Source organism: Halobacillus sp. Marseille-Q1614 (assembly GCF_902809865.1).
Classification (GTDB): domain Bacteria; phylum Bacillota; class Bacilli; order Bacillales; family Halobacillaceae; genus Halobacillus_A.
The window spans coordinates 2,549,110-2,567,289 of record NZ_CADDWH010000001.1; the positions used below are offsets into that span (position 1 = coordinate 2,549,110).

Genomic DNA, 18,180 nt, shown 5'->3' on the forward strand with positions numbered 1-18,180 from the left:
CCTCCCGATATATGCCTATACCATTCATTTTATGAAGCAATCGGTTATTCATGATGTTTTTTTATCCTGCCGCCTTGCTGATTGCTATAGATTTAGGCTCTTGTCTCTATCACTAAAAACAGGCGAAAACCCCCGTTGCCAAAGTCTTTATAGTTAATAAGCTATTAATGATAATAATAACTTCGAAAGGTTTGATTGTATGAAAAGAATCAAGTCCATTAAAGGTGCTCAAATTCCACCACTTACCCCAAACAGCTTGATGCCTGAATGCATTCGCACACAAAAAGTGTATGACTGGATCACAGATGTTAACCAGTACACCAACAAAACTCCTCTTCCAGGAGATCCAGCTGATCCCGCCACTTGCGCTGGATTAGTAGCCGCTGCCCTTGCAGCCGGAGACGACATTACGTTTGAGTGTACTCCGCCGGAAGTTCCCGGCCCAGATGCCACATGTGATGTGTTAGAAGTAACGAACGGAATGCCGGGTATGATCCGCGTATTGTGGACAGTTTTTGTCACGGTGACAGTCACGAATGAAACAACAGGGGAAACGTGTGAGTTTGACGTACCCGTTCAATTTGATGATGTTTACATGGTATGTATCCCAGAGCCATTTGATGAAACCAATGTTTTCTGCCGCATCACAGCTGTACGGTGCAGCGTGACCAACATGGTTTTCCTTGGCAACCAAGTGCAGGTAAGCGTTACCGTTTGTAAAGATATCCAAATCGAAGAAGAAGTGAAACTGGAAGTATTGGCGAAGTTCTGCCAGCCGCGTCCGAACGATATGCTTCCAGAGCCGCCAGCTCCAGAAGAATGCCCAGGATTCGAGTTCCCGCCACAATGTAACTTCTTCCCGCGTCCTAACTGTGACTGTCAGGCAGAAGCAGCTGTTGATGTTACCGTTACAGAACCTAACGGAGGAGGAGGAACAAGACATCAACTAGATGCATTGATTTGTGATAACTGTACGTTATCTCAAAGTACTTGGAGTTATACACGTACTACTGATGCAGGCACAACAACTGTTACTCCTATAACAATTGAAAGTGTAACTTGTGAACAATTAGCGTTGCCTGGATCAATTAGAATGACTGTCACTGGCCGAGCGAATGTAAGTGGAGATGCAGGAAATCAAACAAACGTTAACTACACTCTTTTATTAGATGAGAGTGCTGTTGGTTCTGATGCCTTTGACCTAACTGCTGGAACATTTGTCACAGGTGCAGTCACTATACCCGATGACGAGCTTCTCGTTCAAGACTGCTTAACATTCGATGATATTGATTTTGATACGCCATAAAAGATGAAAATAGGGGAAGTCAGCCTTCCCCTATTTTTTTATAGGCATATTTCAGAATTAAAACCTAAAATAGGATGACCAAAGTAACCACCTTACTTTGATATTGATTATCTAACCGTACTGCTTCAAATAAGAGTCCCATCCGTGCTTGGATAGTAAAACCTCTTATATAAAACCTCCTGACTTTCTACCTTAATGTTATAGGCTCTCAATCCATGACAAATAGCTTTCTAATTTGTTTACGTACCTTCTAAAAACAGGCTAACACCCCCGTTGCGAAAGCCTTTCCAGTTAATAAAATAATAGTGTTAATAATATTTTAAGAAAGGTAGATTGATTGTATGAAAAAGTTTAAGTCAATCAAAGGTGCTCAAATTCCACCACTTACTCCAAACGACTTAATGCCCGAATGCATTCGTACACAAAAAGTGTATGACTGGATTACAGATGTTAACCAGTACACCAACAAAACACCGATCCCTGGAGATCCAGATGATCCAGCAACTTGCGCTGGATTAGTAGCCGCTGCCCTTGCAGCTGGAGACGACCTTACGTTTGAGTGTACACCGCCGGAAGTTCCCGGCCCAGATGCCACATGTGATGTGTTAGAGGTAACGAACGGAATGCCGGGTATGATCCGCGTATTGTGGACAGTTTTTGTCACGGTTACGGTCACGAACGAAACAACAGGAGAAACTTGCGAGTTTGACGTACCTGTTCAATTTGATGATGTTTACATGGTTTGTATCCCAGAGCCATTCGATGAGGATAACGTGTTCTGCCGCATCACGGCTGTACGATGCAGTGTCACAAACGCTGTTTTCCTTGGCAACCAGGTCCAAGTCAGTGTAACGGTATGTAAAGACATCCAAATCGAAGAAGAAGTGAAACTGGAAGTGTTGGCGAAATTCTGTCAGCCGCGTCCGAACGATATTCTTCCAGAGCCGCCAGCTCCAGAAGAATGCCCAGGATTCGAGTTCCCACCACAATGTAACTTCTTCCCGCGTCCAAACTGTGACTGTCAGGCAGAAGCGTTTATCAATAATACGGATGGAAGTACAGGGTTCAATTATGTATTAGACGCTCTTATCTGTGACAACTGTACGTTATCTCAAAGTACTTGGAGTTACACACAGACGGCTCCAGGCGGCGGCGTTACAACGGTAACACCGAGAACGATTGCTAATGTTGCATGTAACGCTATAGAAGGCCTTGGTCTCCGTATGGTAGTTACAGGTACAGCGGATGTAAGCGGTGCAGCCGGTGACTTTACGAACGTAAACTACACACTTTCGTTCATTGAAACTACTGGTGCAGCAGACGATCTTTTCAACTTAATTGCAGGACCTATTACCACTGGAGACGTCACTGTACCAGATGGCCAGCTTATTGTTCAAGACTGCTTAACGTTCGATGATATTCCGTTTGACACACCATAAAAAATTTTAAAAATGGGGGGAGCTATTCTTCTCCCATTTTTTTATAAGCAAACATTAAAGAAATGAGGCATGATTATGGGGTGTTTATTGCACCAAGGTAATAATTTTGGAACCCCCGTTTTTCTAGGGGACGATGGTTTTAGTCAAGTTAACTTTACTCAAGGATTCACCTTTTCCTTCTATGGAGCCAATTATACTAGTTTGTTTGTTAACTCCAATGGAAATTTAACGTTTAACGCAGGTGATGGAGACTTTTTTGAAACTATTGCTGATTTTATCAATGATAACAACCCACGAATTGCTGCTTTGTGGGATGATCTCAACCCAAACGGAAATGTCTTCGTTAAACAATTATCCGACCGTTTTATCGTTACATGGGTAAACGTACCGGAATGGCCTAACACTGGGTCAAATACGTTTCAAATTGTTTTATATGATTCAGGGTCAATAGGTTTTGGTTATGAAAACCTGGACAGTACAGATGGCTTAGTCGGAGTCGCCAGTGGAAATGGAGGACCTTCCAGTGTGTTCACCTATGACCCGCCTACTAATACCAGTCCGGACGATACAGTTACGGGACCTACCGGTTCTCTTGATGATAACAACACGATACTATTTTGGAGTTATAATGGAACAAATTATGAATTAGCAGAAGAACCTTGTTTAGATATCAGTTGTTCAAGTGATATCTTTGAAGGTATTAATAGAGGACAATCAGGAAAAGTAATTAATTTTCCTTCCCCAACTGTAACACCAGAGGGAACAGTTGTTTCTTGTACGCCATCATCCGGTACCTTTTTCCCTGCCGGTGCAACTGAAGTAGTTTGTAGAGCTGATGGAATTTTTTCCTGTTCCTTTACAGTTACAATTGTCACTCCAGCAGGTAACAGCCTGCGTCCTGAATGTATTCGCACCCAGAAAGTATATGACTGGATTGCTGATGTGAACCAGTACACGAACAAAACGCCTCTTCCAGGAGATCCAGATGACCCAGCCACATGCGCTGGATTAGTAGCCGCTGCCCTTGCAGCCGGAGACAACATTACGTTTGAGTGTACTCCGCCGGAAGTTCCCGGCCCAGATGCCACATGTGAGGTGTTAGAAGTAACGAACGGAATGCCAGGTATGATCCGCGTATTGTGGACAGTATTTGTCACAGTGACCGTTACGAATGAAACAACAGGAGAAACGTGCGAGTTTGACGTACCCGTTCAATTTGATGATGTTTACATGGTATGTATTCCTGAGCCGTTTGACGAAGATAACGTCTTCTGCCGCATCACAGATGTGCGATGCAGTGTCACTAACACTGTTTTCCTTGGCAACCAGGTTCAAGTCAGTGTAACGGTATGTAAAGACATTCAAATCGATGAAGAAGTGAAACTTGAAGTATTGGCGAAATTCTGCCAGCCGCGTCCAAACGATATTCTTCCAGAACCGCCATCTCCAGAAGAATGCCCTGGTTTTGAGTTCCCGCCTCAGTGTAACTTCTTTCCTCGTCCAAACTGTGACTGTCAGGCAAAAGCCGCTATCGATGATATAAATGCTGCCGGCTTCCATTATGTACTGGATGCGCTTATTTGTGATAACTGCACATTATCTCAAAGTACTTGGAGCTTTACCCAAACGTCTCCTGCTGGAGAAGTGTCAACAGTGACACCCAGAACTATTGAAAGTGTAGAATGTATGGAAGTAGAAGGCGGCATTCAGATGACGGTTCAAGGACGTGCCGATATTAGAGGAGCCGTCGGTGACTTCGACAACGTAACTTATACACTTACCTTTACGGATAGTACGGTAGGTCCGACTACATTTAATTTAGTTACAGGACCTATCTCGACATTTGATGTCATTGTATTAGCTAGTCAATTAACCGTCCAAGACTGCTTAACGTTTGATGACATATCATATGACAGACCATAACTAACTAGGGAGAGGAGTTCTTCTCCCTTTTACATATTTAAGGAAATGTACTTGTTAGGCATACACCTTTTTTAAATCGTTGACTATTTTTGAGCTAATTATTTAAGAGAGGTGCTTTAGATTGCCAATAGATGACCTTACCCCTAATAGTTTAATGCCCGAATGTATACGCGTAACAAAAGTTTATGATTGGATTACTGATATCAACAGTTATGAGAATAAAACTTCGATTCCTGAGTTCTCTCAATGCAAGGACCCTTGTGCCTCCAGGGTCAGGGGTGCACTGGAAAAACATCACGATATTCGCGTAGAGTGCAGTACGCCTGAAGTACCGCCGCCATTCCCGCTTAAAGATTTAAAAAAATTCTCTCATAAGCATGATAAAAAGTGCCCCGACAAATTTGAACGTTTTTCCTGTGAAATTATAGAAATAATGAACGGAACCCCTGGGATCATCAGAGTATTATGGACCGTGTTTGTTGAATTAAAGATCTTTGATGATACGGAAGGTAAATTATTATGCAAATTTGATGTGCCTGTGCAATTTGATGAGGAGTATATGATTTGTATTCCTGAACCTCTAGATGAGAAAAACATAACTTGCCGAATCACGAAAATTTTCTGTAATCCAACTAACAGAGTTCTGCTTGGAGACTTGGTGCAGCTAAGAGTAACCATCTGTAAAGAAATACAAGTAGAGGCGGAAGTTAAATTAGAAGTACTGGGTAAATTCTGTCAGCCGCGGCCGAATGATATCCCATTACCTCCTCCTATAGATGAAGTCTGTCCTGCTTTTGAATTTCCGCCACAGTGCCCGAATATATTCCCGCGGCCTAACTGTGACTGTCAGGCGGAAGCAATGATTGATGTAACAGTGTCAGAAATCCAACATCAGTTAGAAGCATTAATTTGTGATAATTGTACATTATCTCAAAGTAATTGGGTGTACACACAAACCGCTTCAGACGGTACGGTTACTACTGTTACCCCAAGAACCATTGAAAATGTTGAATGTACGGAAAACATTAGGATGACTATTACAGGGCGAGCGGATGTAACCGGAGGAACAGGAAACCAGCAGAATGTGCCTTATACTTTAGTGTTTACGGAGGCTGCGCAAGATACGTTCGCTCTAACAGCCGGTACCTTTATAGTAGCTGCAGTCAATGTGCCGGATGCCCAACTAGAAGTTCGTGACTGCCTCACATTTGATGACATTGATTTTGATACTCCATGATCAAGGGGGGCATTCCCCCTTTTTATTTCATTCTATATCTAAATCATATTTGGTAGAAAAAGGAGGATGTGAACAATTGAAAGACAACACTGTAAACGCGGATCGGTCCGCTATTTGGGAGATGAACCATAAAATTATTGAATCGCAAGAGACACTCCAAACTTTAAAGAGTAATTATTTACATCTACAGCAAAAAGGGGATGAGTGGAGAAATGAACTCAGAAGATCTTTGACTACTGATTTAAATCCTCTATTAAATAAAATAGAAAAAGCTTCTGACCACCTCTCCCCAATAGACGAAGAATCATCATCCAATTCTCTTCAAGAAATGCGAGATCATAAATCTCCCAATTCTCTGAATTTAGCTCAGTATCTTAACCAATTTAAAATCAATCAGACGACAAGAATTTCCCCTTAAAAGCTGCCAGTTGCGATTGTATCCAATGGGACAGGTAATTTTTCCAGCTGAATAAACCCATTCAAAAAGGTGGTGGAAAATATCATGGTAAAAAAGAATTCCAACGGCAAGGACCAGGAGTCTGATACTCAAGTATCCAGTCAAGAGCTTCACTCAAGAATGACAAAATTGGAAAATGAACTGGAAAGAATGAAAGCATTAATTAATCAAATGAACAGGAGAATGATTTCTTCTTTGCAGAATGAACCCATCTATACCAATCAAACGAAAGAATTCAATCAAAATTATACTTCTAAAGCAAAGATGACCTCGATTCCGAAAAGACAGCGTAATACGGGTCAACCAAAAATACAAAAACCCTCTCGCAATAACTTATCTAAAAAAGCAGGAACCAAAAAGCAGCAGAATGAAAACAAGCTGCAAAACAAACCACAAGGCAGCTATCCCCAACACCCCGTTCGCAGGCAGCAGCCTTTAGATGACTCAGTATTTAATCCTTTTAAATACTACCGACGAGAACAATAGCCGTCTCCTCCTCCTTTTATCATGAATATAACTAGTAAAAAGGAGGAAATTCTATGACGCCAAAACAAGTGAACGAATTATACCGTCAAGCAAAAAGAGGAAGTCTTTCCCACCACCGCCAAGTTAAATCAATCCGGTTAAATAGAGGAAGACGATTAAGCCAAAAACTTGCACCATCAAATACCACCAAAAGCCAAGGGTGCGGATGCGGGAAGAAAAAACTTCGTCCCTAAATCGCCCTGTTTTTATATAAAAGAGTCCATCTGGAGAAAGATGATCTCCCATTGTAAGTCAGAGCTGCCTTTAGAAGGCTGCGGTCTTCTTTCAGGTCCTGCACTAGGATACGGAAATAATTGTTGGAAAATGAGAAACCTTGATGCTAGTCCTATTTCTTTTTCTATAGATGATCAGGAGCTGCGAAATACATTCTTGGAAATGGAGCGTAAAGGCGAAAAACTGACAGGGATTTTTCATTCGCACCCAACAAGCCGTGCTTACCCTTCTCATCAGGATATTAAATACGCTCATTACCCTGCAGCGATTTATATTATTGTTTCTTTTGCTAAAAAAGGACCAGAAGTTAAAGGGTACAAAATAAAGAATGGCAAGGTAATACCTGTTCAGCTCATCAAATATTAAAGTGTTTCTGCATCCCCAACTCTTGAGTTCGGGATGTTTTTATTATCATTCGCTTTAAGTAAGTCACTCATAATTCCTTAAGCAAAATCATAAGATGGAGCGTCTCTAAAACTTCTTAGAAGGAAGGTGAAGACATGAATCTGCAAAGGATTGATGGGGATGATCACACTTTATACATAGCCAGGAACTTAAGCTCAAAGTTTTTAATGACGAAGGTGGAAGTTCATTTTGGAGAGTGTAAGAAGACTTGTTCCATTCGGCAATTGAAGACCCTTCCCACTGATTCAGTTGCTCTTTCTAAAACTTTTGCTTACCCTTTCACTCTTCCAGAAAATATCCCTTATGAGCTTAAAATAACAGGAAACACGTTAACCATCGGTCCAATCATTGGTATCATATCCACTTACAATCGATTTTTCTCCTGGGAAACAGGGAGATTAAATAAGTATGATGAAATTAAAGGTTTGGTGTTCGTCTGTGAGGAAGCGGATGTAGATATAAAAAAACGTTCGATCAAAGGATATTGGTTTAACCGGCAAAAGAGCACATGGTCAGAAGGGATGTTTCCTTATCCAGATGTTTGGTTTAATCGATATGGAAATTTAGATAAACATTTAAATCATAGTTTAAGATTAAAAAAGGATCACCATATCATAAATTCTAAAACCATCGATAAATGGGATCAGTATAAGATTATCCAAAAAATAAGCAGTGAGCATCCTGTAATGCCCCGTACAGAAAGGTTCTCCATGGAAAATTTAGTAACCATGTTAAGGGAATGTAAGGAGGTCTATTTAAAAGAAACAAACAGAGCAGACGGCCATGGGATAATGATGATCAGGATCCAGGAAAAAGGCTTTTTGTTGATTGACCATAAAAATCACAGCACACAATTCACAAGTCTCCGTCTGTTATATAACCAACTATTGCAGATAGAGAATCTAAATAATTATCTCATTCAGCAATCAGTGGCCTATCGCTTCAACAGCCAAAACCTGGATTTCCGTATATACCTTCAAAAAAATGAATCACACGAATGGTTCAGTCCCGGATTCTTTTCAAGGGTTTCGAAAAAAGACAGCATCATAACAAACTATAAAAACCGAGAAAGGATTTCCCCTGGAAATAAAGCTTTAAAACAAATATATAAACTCACTGAATCAGCTGCTAAAGAGAAAGAGAAAGAAATGTTCCAAATAAGCAAAAAAATTTGTGAAGCTATAGAAAACACCGGTATTCACTTAGGTGATATTGCTGTGGATATTATTCTGGACCAACAACTCCATATTTGGGTATTAGAAGTCCAAGTCATCTTTGGTATAGAACCAAAGTTATCATTCGTAGACCAGCATTTAACGGGGCCGCTTTATTATGCCAAATCACTTGCCGGCTACACTAAATGACCCAGAAGTATAAAAACAGGGATGCCAAGGTATCCCTGTTTTTGCTTGCTCTTTGATCCTTCTCTTCCATCTTTTTACTTACCCTAAACTGTAAATTTCCAAAGAAAGAGTAAAAAAGTAAAAAGTGTACATATTAAAAATGGTTCGATCTTGAAATGATAAGGAGGGAAAATCATGAAAAAGAAATTGATCATTTTAACTATGTCTCTTGCTATCTCTACTGGAGTTCTAACAGCATGTAATTTAGACAACAATGAAATTGACGAAGGTCCTGCTGATGTAAATTATAACCCTACTCGTTATGACAATAATAATTATCCTAATGGTCTTGACGAGCGCGACCGTCCATATATGGATGAGCAGGAGCCAGACCCAACAGAAGAACCGTCTGAACAAAGACGCGAGAACCAGCGTATGGATGAACAAGAGCCGGATCTTACGGAAGAACCATCTGAACAGCGACGCGACCGCTACGTTCGCTAATTTTAAAAAAGAGCAGGTGATCCTGCTCTTTTTATTCATAAGGGGAGGCTTATAACATGGAAAATGATAAAAGAAAACAGAAAGCAGCCGAATATAAAGAAGCTCCTACTTCTAATGATGACGAACTCTTTGGAAAAGATGCCACAGAGGAAGAAATCAGAAACGGAGAATCAACGAAGGTTACGAAATTAATTTATGATGAGTACGATCCAAGTTAAAAAAGGCTGCTCTTGGGCAGCCTTTTAAGCAAGATCCTTGTTCTCCAGCAAGCTTGTGGTTTCTCTAACAATTAACCTGGGTGTAAACAAAACTCGTTCTCCCAGCTTTTTATGCCCCTTTACTTCTTCAACGATGACATCCACAACTTTTTTCCCCATTTCTGCTATTGGCTGAGCCACAGTCGTCAAAGCAGGCACAGTAGTGGTAGATAAGATCGTATCATCAAAGCCTATGACGGACAGATCTTCAGGCACATAGAGTCCTTTTTCTTTTGCTCCGCGTATGACACCGATCGCAATGAGGTCATTACAGGCAAAGATAGCTGTAGGTACACGGCCGTTATCATAAAGTGACTCAAAGCAGCTTTTCCCGTTTTCAATCGAAGCGGTCGTCCGAAGTATAAGATCTTCCGAATAAGATACACCTGCTGCGTCATGGGCATCACGGTACCCATGAATTCTCATTCTGCTGCTTTGAACTTTTTCCGCAATGATGGCTATATCCTTGTGACCACTGGATAACAGGTAAGAAGCAGCCTCAAATCCGCCTTTATAATCATCGACGGAAACCGTAGTAACTCCGAGAGCCGGATCATCTTCGGTAAGCATGACGAGAGGAATTTTATTTTGAATGAGTTCTTTTAACAGCTCTTTATCTTTAAAAGAAGAGGCCACAATAAATCCGTCAACCTGCTTCCTTTGGAGAAGTTCTAAGTATTTCTTTTCTTTCTCAAGGTTCTCGTCCGTACTGCACATGATTACGCTCATCCCTTGTTCATGCGCTCGATCTTCGATAGTCCTTGCCATCTCTGAAAAGAAGGGGTTGGAAATATCCGGAACTAAAAGACCAAGAGTGTTCGTACTTTTACCTGTTAACGCTGTAGCTACAACATTTGGCTTGTAATTTAATTCTTTCATCGTTTTTAATACTTTAAGACGTGTACTCTCACGCATCTTACCTGTGTTGTTAATTACTTTTGATACAGTAGCAATAGAAACTTCTGCCGCTTTCGCTACATCATAAATAGTTGTTTTCATGAGCCCGTCCTCATTTCTTTAGACAAATACTACTTTCTATTATATAGAATAACAGTCACCTTCTTCAATTAACGCATTCAGCAAAAAGCAGGTAGGGTGGCCTACCTGCTTTGATTATTGAAACGTCACTTTATCTTTTGTTACGTCCACTAACTGCTTTGTTTCAAAAGATTTTTTGCAGGCATACCCCAGTCTGGTGGATTCTACACCGTCTTCAACTGTGACACTTGGTCTCCTGTTTTCTAAAATACAGTTCACAAACTCTTCTACTTCACTTAAGTAAGCTTGTTCAAACCGTTCTAAAAATCCAGCGACGCATTCCTGTACCACTCCTGTTTCTGACATTATAACGATCTGGTTTCGTTCTGGGACCGTACCAATTCTCAAACTTCCTTTAGTTCCGATGATCTCTGTTTCAATATGGTATCCATGTGCACAGTTTCGGCCGGCCAGGAACACACCCATGGCATTATTTTCAAAGCGAACCATCGCAGCACCGGTTTCTGCATCTTGAATTTCATCAAACTCAGAGCGGGCATACCCGCCGCCAATTGCCCAGACTTCTTTAGGTTCTGTTTTTAGATACCAGCGAGCCAGGTCCAAATCGTGAATCGCCATGTCGAGAAATAATCCTCCGCTATAATTGGATTTGGCAAATTGTAAAAAACTATCCAGTTGGGCAGCAGGATCTAATCCATAGCAGCGAATGAAAATCGGTTCACCAATATGCCCTTGTTCAATCTTTTCTTTGGCAGCGGCATAAGAGCGGTCATACCGGCGCATAAACCCGAGCATAAACACTTGGTTTGGGTGAGCCTCCACTACTTCTTGAACTTCTTCTGCTTCTTCTAAGTATAACCCAAGCGGTTTTTCGCTAAATACATGAAAGCCTGCTTCTAGAGCCTGCTTAATCTGCTGACAATGAAAACCAGAGGGAGAAGCAATGAAAATGGCATCAAGTTCCTTGTTATCAAGCATGTCTTCATATTTTAAATAGCCATATGGAACGTTCCATTTTTCTTGCGCTTCCTTTACTTCTGCTTCGATCACACTGCATACAGCGGCCAATTCACAATTAGGAATACGATACGCCAAATTCTCCGCATGCTGCCGGCCAAGACGGCCCAATCCTACAATTCCTACTTTTACTTTTTCCAACTGTCTCACACTCCTGCGGTTTCTTTTATATAGTTCCGTGCAATGAGCGCGTATTCTAGTGGGTTAGCTTTAGATGGATCTTGTTCAGCTTCTACTAGCATCCATCCTTGATATTCGGATTCAGACAGCTTTTGAAACACTGGACTAAAATCAAAACCCCCATTACCAGGAACCGTAAATACACCTTCTCTGACTGCATCTAGAAAGGAGAGTTTTTCTTCTTTCACTCTTCCAGCTACAGAATCACGGACATCTTTTAAATGGACATGTTTAATTCTATGGAAGTGCTCACGAAGAACTTCCAATGGATCATCTCCGGAAAAATAAAGGTGTCCAGTATCATAAAGAAGGAAAACTAAATTCGGATCGGTCATTTCCATTAACCGATTGACTTCTTCCGTCGTTTGAACTCCAGTGCCCATGTGGTGGTGGAAGACTAACTTCATATCTTTTTCTAAAGCGAGCTGTCCTAGTTCATTTAATCCTCCGGCAAGGTCTTCCCACTGTTTTTCATTAAAGACAGGTTTCTTTTCGAACAAAGGCACAGCAAGTTTCTGTATACTGTACCCCTGTTCTGAAACTACAATTACTTTCGCTCCCATCTCAAAAAGGAAATCCCTATGCTGAATAAAAGCTGCTTTTGTTTCTTCAAATGGCTCTGTCGTTAAAAAAGAGCTAAACCAGGCACTGGCAATCTCCATATTCCTCAGAGAGAGTGCTTTTCGGAGTTCTTGTGTATCTCTTGGATATTTGTTGCCTACTTCAGTTCCTGTAAACCCGGCAAGCGCCATTTCACTTATGCACTGTTCGAAAGTATTTTCTTTTCCAAGTTCAGGTAAGTCATCATTCGTCCACCCAATTGGAGCAATACCTAGCTTTACTAAATTTTCTTTAAACATATAGCTTTCCCCCCTCCTTATTAATATTGTCTGGCAAGTTTGAGGTTTTCTTTTCGATCGCCATAGGCATTGTTGACCGATTCTTTTTGAGAAACTTCTGCTACTCCTACATTCCACCAGGAGTCATAGCCATCTGTCATAGTTTTCGGCAGTACCTTAATATCAATCAAGGTAGAAACAGATTGTTCCTTAGCATCTTTTAAGGCTTCCTGCAGCTGATCTATAGAATGAACAGAATAAGTTTTCACCCCATACGCTGCTGCACCCTGAGCGAAGTTAACAGGAATAATGTCACCTGTTAATTGACGAGTCCCATTGTCCCGCTTTCTAAATTCAGTCCCAAAGCTTCCCATGCCATTTCCCATTTGCAGATTATTAATACATCCAAAGCCGGAGTTATCGAAAAGCAGCACATTAATTTTCTGACCTTCCTGGATACTGGTAACTAACTCAGAGTGAAGCATCATATAGCTTCCGTCTCCAACCATGCTGTAGACTTCTTGATTAGGAGCAGCCATTTTCACTCCTAAAGATCCAGAGATTTCATACCCCATACACGAATACCCGTATTCCATATGGTAAGTGTTCGGTTTATGGCTGACCCACATGCGCTGCAAGTCCCCCGGCAAACTGCCAGAAGCGCCGACAATAATGGCATCTTCATCGATTGCTTTGTTAATTTCTCCAATTACTGCCGTTTGAGTCAGGCAAGTATTCAGCGCTTTTTCATACTCGGGCAGCTTTTCATCTAAATGACCAGAAATCTCAGGCTGGAAATCCGGAGATCTGTAATCCGTTTGATAAAGGCGATTTAATTCGTTATTCCACTCTTTTTTAGCCGTTTCAATTTCGTTCTTATAACCAGTTAGATAGTTTTGGTCTGTTAACAGCTGATCAAGCTCAATTAAAGATCTCTTAGCATCCGCCACGACTTTCACAGCATCCAGCTTTCCGGCATGATATTCCGAGGCATTTATCGTTAAAAAAGAAACATCCTCATGCTGGAAAAGCTGCTTGGAAGCCGTAGTAAAATCGGTAAATCGGGTACCAATTCCAATGATGAGGTCAGCTTCTTTCGCCAGACGGTTAGCAGCCGACGTACCAGTCACCCCGATACCCCCGACATTCAGCGGATGGGTGCTCTCTACAGCGCTCTTCCCTGCCTGGGTTTCAGCAAAAGGAATATTGAATTGCTCAGCAAACTGGCGAAGTTCATTTTCTGCTTCTGAATACTTCACGCCTCCGCCACTAATGATGAGAGGCTTTTTCTTCTGCTGAATCAGCTCTATCGCTGTTCTTAGTTCATTTGAAGTAGGGCTGCGACGTTCGAGACAATGCGTTCTTTTTTGAAAGAAATATTCAGGGAATTCATAAGCTTCCCCTTGAACATCCTGAGGCAGTGAGACCGTGACCGCTCCAGTTTCTGCAGAATTAGTCAGGACACGCATGGCATTTAACATCGCAGACATCAACTGTTCTGGGCGATTGACCCGGTCCCAATACTTACTAACTGGACGAAACGCGTCGTTTGTCGTCAGGCTCGCATCATAAGGCTGTTCAATTTGCTGAAGTACAGGATCGGGCTGCCTGCTGGCAAATGTATCCCCAGGGAGGAGTAATAACGGAATATTGTTAGCCGTTGCTGTAGCAGCTGCTGTTACCATGTTGGCAGAACCAGGTCCTACAGAAGAAGTACAGGCCATCAGTTGTTTATGCTTGTTTTGTTTGGCAAACGCAGTAGCCGCGTGGGCCATTCCTTGTTCATTTCTTCCTTGATAAACTTCCAGATCACCAGCGTCTTCTTCAAGTGCCTGTCCGAGTCCCATAACGTTTCCATGACCAAAGATCGTAAAAATCCCTTTAAATAACTTTGTTTCTTTACCATCTACTTCGATGTACTGCTGATTTAGAAATTTCACTAAAGCTTGAGCAGTCGTTAACTTCATTATGTTCACCCCAATATAAAAGTTGTTAGGAAAAGCCGGATAGAATGAGTTCCATCCGGCTTATGATTTTCTATTACACCCAGCGAGTGGTGAGGACTTTCTTTCTAGTATAAAATTCGATACCGTCCTTGCCGTTGGCATGCAGATCGCCGTAAAAGGAATCTTTCCAGCCTGAGAATGGGAAGAAAGCCATTGGAGCAGGAACACCGATGTTTACACCTAGCATTCCAGCATCAATCGTTTCACGGAATTGACGGACACTTCCGCCGTCATTTGTAAAAATACAGGCGCCGTTGGCAAAACGGGATTGATTCGTCAGATCTACCGCTTCTTCCAAGTCTTTCACTCTGGAAATAGATAGAACAGGTGCGAAGATTTCATCCTGCCAAATTTTCATTTCGCTTGTAACTTCATCGAAGATCGTCGGCCCGACAAAGTAACCTTCTTTCTGAACCTCTTCATCATTACGACCGTCGCGAATCAAGCGGGCTCCTTCTTTTTCTCCAGTTTCAATATATTGAAGCGTACGCTGCTTATGCTGATCACGGATAACAGGTCCAAGGAACACGCCTTCATCCAGGCCATTACCAATTTCAATTTCATTCGTCTGTTTCACAAGTTCTTCAATGAAATCATCAGCGATAGAATCCTCTACAGCTACAACGGAACAAGCCATGCAGCGTTCACCCGCAGACCCAAAAGCAGCACTCAGCACTTGCTTAGCAGCATTTTCAATGTTGGCATCCTCTAAAATAATAGAGTGGTTCTTCGCTCCTGCTAGAGCTTGAACTCTTTTTAGATTTTCTGTACCTCGTTTGTACACATATTCAGCGACTGGCTGAGAACCGACAAAAGAAATGGCTTTGACTTGTTTATGATCAAGCAGCCCGTTTACGACGTCATGAGCGCCATGAACGATGTTGAATACACCTGCGGGCAGACCTGCTTCTTCCAATAGTTCTGCCAAGCGGTTAGCAAGCAAAGGCGTGCGCTCAGATGGTTTAAGAACAAAGGAGTTTCCAGTCGCTATAGCCATAGGGAACATCCAGCAAGGAACCATCATCGGGAAGTTAAATGGAGTAATTCCGCCAATAACACCGATCGGGTAACGATATACACCGGATTCAAGACCAGACGCAATCGAAGGAAGTTGTGACCCCATCGTTAAAGTTGGTGCTCCAGCCGCAAACTCAACACATTCGATTCCGCGCTGAACTTCACCATATGCTTCTTTGAAGTTCTTCCCGTTCTCAACAGTAATCAGCTCGGCAAGCTCATCCCAGTGCTCAACTAGCAGCTGCTGATATTTAAATAAAATTCTTGCACGTTTTGGCACAGGTACTTCTTTCCAGGAAAGATAAGCACCATGAGCCACTTTTACCGCATGGTCTAGATCGTCTGCTGTTGTAAGCGGAGTATGTGCAATTACCTCACCAGTTGCCGGATTATAAACGGGTTCAGTTTTTTCGGTATTGGCTTCGATCCATTTTCCGCCTACATAGTTCTTAAGTGTCTGTACTGCTGTTTGAGTCATTGTAATACCTCCTGGTAATTTATAAGATTTTTATACTTTCTGAATCTGCTTTTCATTTAAAAAATCATTAATTTCATCAGTCGTTGGCATGGCTTCTGAGCAGCTATGCTTGGATATAACAATAGAAGCTGACGCACTTCCATATTCCATGGCTTTCGGAAGCTCCCAGTTATTCATCAGGCCATAGATAAAGGCTGAAGCATAAGAGTCACCCGCTCCAAAGGTTTTTAATACCTTCGTCTTGAAAATTCCGCCTTTGTAAGATTGTCCATCTTTCGTATAAGCAATCGATCCTTGTGAACCATGCTTAATAACTACGATTTCTGCGTGATGACTGAACCATTTTTGAGCTGTCTGATGATCGTTTTGTTTATCCGTTTCAAACTGTTCCATCATGTCAAACTCTTCTCTTGTACCAATAATAACGTCGCACTTTTCAGCAACAAGATTATAGTAGACGGCTGTTTCTTTAGCTGATTTCCAGCTGTACGGACGATAATCGATATCGAAAATAACCACCACTTCATGCTTTCTTGCATAATCGAGAGCAAGAAAGACGGCTTCTCTTGATGGACTTGCGGCCAGTGCCGTACCGGAGATTAATATAGCTTTCGACTGTTTGATATAATCCTCAGAAACTTCCGTTGTCTCTAGTTTTAAATCAGCGACATTATCGCGGTACATAAGAATGCTGCAGTCTTCTGGACTTTTAATTTCTGTAAAAGCAAGGCCCGTAACAGCCCCCGTGTTATCGACAGTAACTTGTGAAGAATCAATTTTATTTTTATCTAGGTAATTTACGATAAACCGGCCCATTTGATCATCTGCTACTTTTCCAATAAACCCAGCTTTTAACCCAAGACGTGAGATACCTATCGCTATATTTGCAGGTGATCCCCCGACATATTTAGTAAATGAAGACGTTTCTTCCATCGGGCGGTTGATTTGGTCAGCATTTAAATCAATACAAAGTCTGCCTACCCCTGTTAAGTCAATTGGCCGATCCTGTTTAAAATTCAGGTTATACATAAGTCTTGACCTCCTTTAATCCGCTCATCAGTTAAGCGCTTAACCTACAGTTAAAAAATATATTCTTACGATTTATTTTGAGATTGAAACAGCCATTCATGATCTGGATCATTATGAAACTGCCATGTTCGAATCGGGCCAGCCATCACATTTAAGTAATACGATTCGTAGCCTGGTACACAAGAGACAGGATGATATCCTTCGGGCACAAGCACGACATTTTCGTTTTCGACGCTTAATGTTTCATCTAAACTACGGTCATCGTTATACACCCGCTGAAATACAAAACCTTGGTCAGGATTCACTTTGTGATAGTATGTTTCTTCCAGGTAAGACTCCTCTGGTAAGTTGTTCTTGTCATGCTTATGTGGAGGATAACTTGATGTATTGCCATCCGGAGTATACACTTCTACGACTAGCAGGCTGTCGGCCTCTTTTTGTTCAGGAAGAATGTTATGAATCTTACGGGACATTTTCCCTGACCCGCGGTCTTCCTGTCCTACATCGTCGGGAGTAATTAACCGGGCTTCATAACTTCCTTTTCCAGGAGCCAGACAAACCGCTATTTCTACGTCCGTTAATGCTTGTACAGTAAATTCATCTTGGTTGGGAACATAAACAGAATATGGAGGAATTTTTTCAAAAACAGTCATCCGTTTCCCGATGTCCTCAAAGTTTGATTTACTGGTAGCAACATCTGCACGTCCTGACAATAAGACAAGACAGATTTCCTGATTCTCTGTTTGTTTATAAATGCTTTCTCCTTCACTTAAAGAATACACTTCAAAACCAACATATTCCCAGCCGGCTGACTCAGGAGAGACACTTATCACTTTACCTTCCTTGTCCTTTTCATGCGGTTTTACGATAAGGTGAGACATTCTATTCCTCCTAGTTCAATAATTAAGAAAGCGCTTAACCTATTTGCCTATCAGTCTACATTATTTTATTAAAAAGTCAATTGTGTTCTATTAGAAAATTTAAA

Annotated in this window: 18 protein-coding genes; 11 read left to right on the forward strand and 7 right to left on the reverse strand. The window is 41.6% G+C overall.

From position 1 onward, the window contains the following. Positions 1-199 precede the first annotated feature (199 nt). The 11 genes from HUS26_RS12790 to HUS26_RS12840 all read left to right on the forward strand — a co-directional run bounded on the left by HUS26_RS12790 (position 200) and on the right by HUS26_RS12840 (position 9,591). The gene (locus HUS26_RS12790; RefSeq protein WP_173917520.1) at positions 200-1,306 is read left to right on the forward strand and encodes a hypothetical protein; all 1,107 of its coding nucleotides are present in this window, start codon (positions 200-202) and stop codon (positions 1,304-1,306) included. 341 nt (positions 1,307-1,647) lie between these two features. Further along, positions 1,648-2,745: a hypothetical protein gene (locus HUS26_RS12795; RefSeq protein ID WP_173917521.1), complete on the forward strand. Its 1,098-nt coding sequence runs from the start codon at positions 1,648-1,650 to the stop codon at positions 2,743-2,745. Positions 2,746-2,820: 75 nt separating this feature from the next. Continuing rightward, positions 2,821-4,668, forward strand: a complete 1,848-nt coding sequence (locus HUS26_RS12800) for a hypothetical protein (RefSeq protein ID WP_173917522.1) — start codon at positions 2,821-2,823, stop codon at positions 4,666-4,668. Positions 4,669-4,789: 121 nt separating this feature from the next. Then, entirely contained in the window at positions 4,790-5,905 is a 1,116-nt protein-coding gene (locus HUS26_RS12805; RefSeq protein WP_173917523.1) for a hypothetical protein, read from the forward strand. 76 nt (positions 5,906-5,981) lie between these two features. Beyond that, positions 5,982-6,323, forward strand: coding sequence for a hypothetical protein (locus HUS26_RS12810; protein WP_173917524.1), 342 nt, complete (start codon positions 5,982-5,984; stop codon positions 6,321-6,323). Between the two features lie 84 nt (positions 6,324-6,407). After that, entirely contained in the window at positions 6,408-6,848 is a 441-nt protein-coding gene (locus HUS26_RS12815; protein ID WP_173917525.1) for a hypothetical protein, read from the forward strand. Positions 6,849-6,901: 53 nt separating this feature from the next. Continuing rightward, positions 6,902-7,081 carry a hypothetical protein gene (locus tag HUS26_RS12820; RefSeq protein ID WP_173917526.1) on the forward strand — a complete coding sequence of 60 codons (180 nt, stop codon included), beginning with the start codon at positions 6,902-6,904 and terminating at the stop codon, positions 7,079-7,081. After that, entirely contained in the window at positions 7,017-7,487 is a 471-nt protein-coding gene (locus HUS26_RS12825; RefSeq protein WP_256371065.1) for a M67 family metallopeptidase, read from the forward strand. Before HUS26_RS12820 ends, HUS26_RS12825 begins: the two co-directional genes overlap by 65 nt. A gap of 134 nt (positions 7,488-7,621) precedes the next feature. Continuing rightward, on the forward strand, positions 7,622-8,890 hold the full coding sequence (locus HUS26_RS12830; RefSeq protein WP_173917528.1) for a YheC/YheD family protein: 1,269 nt from the start codon (positions 7,622-7,624) through the stop codon (positions 8,888-8,890). Positions 8,891-9,064: 174 nt separating this feature from the next. After that, complete coding sequence (locus HUS26_RS12835) at positions 9,065-9,373, forward strand: hypothetical protein (protein WP_371809589.1); 309 nt, start codon at positions 9,065-9,067, stop codon at positions 9,371-9,373. A 56-nt stretch (positions 9,374-9,429) separates the two neighbouring features. Next, positions 9,430-9,591, forward strand: coding sequence for a hypothetical protein (locus tag HUS26_RS12840; RefSeq protein ID WP_173917529.1), 162 nt, complete (start codon positions 9,430-9,432; stop codon positions 9,589-9,591). A gap of 24 nt (positions 9,592-9,615) precedes the next feature. Here HUS26_RS12840 and HUS26_RS12845 read toward each other — a convergent pair whose 3' ends face one another. From HUS26_RS12845 to iolB, 7 genes are all read right to left on the reverse strand, one after another. Beyond that, complete coding sequence (locus HUS26_RS12845; RefSeq protein ID WP_173917530.1) at positions 9,616-10,629, reverse strand: LacI family DNA-binding transcriptional regulator; 1,014 nt, start codon at positions 10,627-10,629, stop codon at positions 9,616-9,618. A gap of 114 nt (positions 10,630-10,743) precedes the next feature. After that, positions 10,744-11,787 carry a Gfo/Idh/MocA family oxidoreductase gene (locus HUS26_RS12850; RefSeq protein WP_173917531.1) on the reverse strand — a complete coding sequence of 348 codons (1,044 nt, stop codon included), beginning with the start codon at positions 11,785-11,787 and terminating at the stop codon, positions 10,744-10,746. A 5-nt stretch (positions 11,788-11,792) separates the two neighbouring features. Continuing rightward, positions 11,793-12,686 (reverse strand): myo-inosose-2 dehydratase, encoded by an 894-nt coding sequence (gene iolE / locus HUS26_RS12855; RefSeq protein WP_173917532.1) that lies wholly within the window; start codon positions 12,684-12,686, stop codon positions 11,793-11,795. Positions 12,687-12,706: 20 nt separating this feature from the next. Next, on the reverse strand, positions 12,707-14,641 hold the full coding sequence (gene iolD / locus HUS26_RS12860; RefSeq protein ID WP_173917533.1) for a 3D-(3,5/4)-trihydroxycyclohexane-1,2-dione acylhydrolase (decyclizing): 1,935 nt from the start codon (positions 14,639-14,641) through the stop codon (positions 12,707-12,709). A gap of 64 nt (positions 14,642-14,705) precedes the next feature. Beyond that, entirely contained in the window at positions 14,706-16,166 is a 1,461-nt protein-coding gene (locus HUS26_RS12865; RefSeq protein ID WP_173917534.1) for a CoA-acylating methylmalonate-semialdehyde dehydrogenase, read from the reverse strand. Between the two features lie 30 nt (positions 16,167-16,196). Next, positions 16,197-17,195 carry a 5-dehydro-2-deoxygluconokinase gene (gene iolC / locus HUS26_RS12870; RefSeq protein WP_173917535.1) on the reverse strand — a complete coding sequence of 333 codons (999 nt, stop codon included), beginning with the start codon at positions 17,193-17,195 and terminating at the stop codon, positions 16,197-16,199. A 65-nt stretch (positions 17,196-17,260) separates the two neighbouring features. Continuing rightward, entirely contained in the window at positions 17,261-18,076 is an 816-nt protein-coding gene (gene iolB, locus HUS26_RS12875; RefSeq protein WP_173917536.1) for a 5-deoxy-glucuronate isomerase, read from the reverse strand. Positions 18,077-18,180: the final 104 nt, after the last annotated feature.